The following is a 2,364-nucleotide window of genomic DNA, read 5'->3' on the forward strand; positions in this document are numbered from 1 at the left end:
CACCTTAATTCTGCTTCGGTCACGTTTTCCAGTCCTTTATGGATTAGTTTACGTCCTTCTGATGTGTACTTATTAATAGCTATACGTTTACTCATAGGATTCTTATGCAGAACATACGCAAAAGGAAGAATTGGTTTTTTCATGTAAAACCTTATGGTTTTTGATCCGAGATAGGGAATAATTCCTTTGTCTTTGCCAACATATTTACCTATCCTTGAGAAACCGAAGGTGTCTGCTTTGCTACCTCTCGGAAGACGATTGTACATTTTCCTAGTTAAGTTTCTTCCTGGCCAATGGAAATCTCGACTTACATGGGTAGCAATACAATAGTAGTTGTGTGCTCCAATCACCATACTGTTGTACTTTCCAATATTCCTAATTATCTCTTGATGGCTTGCTGATTTTTGTAACTTTTTGATTTGGTCTGTTAATTTAGCTATTTGAATTTTGATAGCTTTTGGTGATACATGCGTCTCTGCCACGTATTTGGTTTTTCCCGTGGAAAGGCGCTTACCTTTCTTGGTCGCCTTTAAGGTAAAGCCAAGAAATTCGCTTCTTTCCCTTTTTAGGTTCGTCACTTTGGACTTTTCTTCAGAGATAGGAAGTTTCAATCTTTCCTCGAGCCATCGTTTACACGCTTTGTAAATCTTTTCGGCGTTGCTTCTTATATTCGTAAATATTTTGAAGTCATCTGCATATCTCACTATGTACATTGGTTTTAGTCTGGTTTTTTTAAGTTCGACATTCTCGTGTGAACGGTTTTGCGCTCCTTGCTTTGTTAGCTTGGGCGTCACCTCTTTTACCACGAACGTTTCCCACTGTCGGCTTATCCACCAATCAAATTCATTCAGATTGATATTGGCGAGTAGTGGACTTAAAATTCCACCTTGCGGTGTTCCTTTTGTAGGATATACAGTTGAACCATCAGTCATTATGATTGGGGCTTTGAGTATCTTTCGTATAATTACTAACAGTTGTTTATCTCGTATTCCCAATGTCCATAATTGTCGCATTAGCTTTACATGGTTTACTTCATCGAAGAATCCTTTAATATCAACATCTATAACGAAAGTTAAATCTTGCCGATTAATCTTTCTAACTGAATCTGCAATAGCTTGTTCGGCAGACCGATTAGGTCTGAATCCATAGCTCCTAGGGCAAAAGTGTGCTTCACATATCGGTTCCAGAACTTGCAAGATACATTGTTGGATAACTCTATCCCAAAAAGAGGGTATGCCAAGAGGTCTGGTTTTCCCGTTTAGTTTTGGGATTTCCTTTCGCCTAACTTTACCTGGTGTGTAATTTCTAAATCGCCTTTTAACAGACTTAACAAAACTTTCTTGGGACATTTTTTCGACAGTTTTAATGGTAATTTTATCGACTGATGGTGTTCTACTTCCTTTATTTCGCTTAATATTTCGATAGGCTAGTAGGATATTTTTCTCAGAAACGATTATTTTCATTAGTTGTCGAAAGTTTTCTTTGTTCTTTGCCCTTTGATACAAGTTATCGAAGGTCTCTGTCATACTGTAGTATTCTGAGTTTCGAATATTCTTGTCTTTGAGCCTTTTTCCCACTGAGTGTTTATTCATGGTTTGTCACCGTCCTTTAAAATTCAGTGACCTTTTTAGTCCTACCAGAATCCACGCTAGGATTTAGTGAAATCATATTTTAACCTTAGTTATTGCCTTGTGGCTGTTCCTCCAGTTCTATTACATAACCTTCATTGGTCGTGCCACTACTTTCATCTACCATTAAAGAGGGTTATATCCTTACGGAATTTCCCCAACTAACTCGACATGCCTGCCTAGTTTTATTTCACACTATACGTTGGTAGCTTCCGACGTTCCTTTTCAGTTATCAATGATTGTACTTAGGTGCTCACTCTACTCCGTGGTTTGCTCCACTGCCTATAACAGTGTAAGAATTAGGGCATTTTCGATTACCTTTGTTTCCTTAAACCAAGTCATCTTTTCAGACCCGACTCATTTCTAAGCCGTAAAGTTATCGAAGCGTACATTCGCGAGTTCGTCAGTGGTTTGTCACATTCTCACCTTATATAATCGACGGCATACATTACTCGTCCAGTTCCATCGGGTTTATTATTCCCTTTGGCTTTCGGTTACCTATAGAAAGGCACTTCGGGTTACTTTCATGCATATGTCACCCAGCTATGGTTGCCCAAGCCGTTGCTGCGACTTGAGGTTAGGGCATATTACCGCAGAAGTTTCAAGGCGTTACCCAATCATTCCTTCTGTCACTAAAAAAGTTATACCTCTTGTAATCTAAATTTAGAATCCATTGAGATCAATCTCTCCCCGTTAGGTTATTAGCCTAACTTTTGAAATTAACGTCTCGCACCAA

General features: G+C 38.7%; 1 protein-coding gene. It reads right to left on the reverse strand.

Annotation, left to right across the window (positions count from 1 at the left end; all coding sequences use genetic code 11):
- The coding region (gene ltrA / locus ACN6NE_RS30925) for a group II intron reverse transcriptase/maturase (protein ID WP_474329411.1) at nt 1-1,592 on the reverse strand (1,592 nt) is incomplete at its 3' end.
- Between the last annotated feature and the right edge of the window lie 772 nt (nt 1,593-2,364).

It is taken from the genome of Priestia sp. 53B2, from assembly GCF_056099005.1.